The 655-nt window shown below is 70.7% G+C and carries 1 protein-coding gene and 1 pseudogene; both read right to left on the reverse strand.

All coding sequences use genetic code 11. The features are described from left to right. Window positions 1–490 (reverse strand): DUF1501 domain-containing protein (locus G3N93_RS41120; RefSeq protein WP_374196574.1); only part of this gene is annotated, 490 nt, incomplete at its 3' end. A gap of 2 nt (window positions 491–492) precedes the next feature. Then, window positions 493–655 (reverse strand): annotated as a pseudogene (locus G3N93_RS41125) (DUF1800 domain-containing protein); the annotation flags it as partial.

Genomic DNA, 655 nt, shown 5'->3' on the forward strand with positions numbered 1-655 from the left:
CGGTGCCGCGCAACGCGAGCGGCACGGTCGGCGCGAACGCGATCGCGTTTTCGCGCGTGGCCGGCAGCAGCGCGGCGAGCCGGTTCAGCCAGCCGTCCTTCACCTGGTACGGCGCGCGGCCGCCCGTCTCGAGCACGTTCTGGCCGTCGAAATGCGAGCGGTCGCGATACGGCGATGCGATCGCATGAACGAACAGTGCCTGCCCGTCGCGATACAACTGCGCAGTCTGCACGAGCGACGGATGCAGCGCGAACGTGCCGTCGAGCCGCGTCGCGGCCGACGTGTCGATCGCCAGCGGGCCGCGCAGCGACGCATACGCGGGCTCGGCATACGGGACGACGATGTTCAGGCCGTCGGCCGCGCCGCGCTGGATCACGAACACGAAGCGCCGATCGGTCTCGACGTTCGCGAACACGATCCGCGGTGCGACGAGGATCGCGCCTGCACCAGCGGCGGCCACACTCAGGAATTGTCGGCGGGACAGTGCCATGGTCATCTCCGTTGGAAATCGGGTGAGACGAGCAGCAGCGCGAGCGACGTGGTCGCGCTTTCGGCGCGCGACAGCGCGGTCGCGGTCGGCGCGCTCAACGAACCGGCCAGCAGCGTGTTGCCGAGCGTGCGCGGGTCAAGCCGGTCGCCCGTGCGCGCGGCCAGC

Origin of the sequence: Burkholderia sp. Se-20378 (assembly GCF_017104665.1) — a bacterium.
GTDB lineage: Bacteria > Pseudomonadota > Gammaproteobacteria > Burkholderiales > Burkholderiaceae > Burkholderia > Burkholderia lata.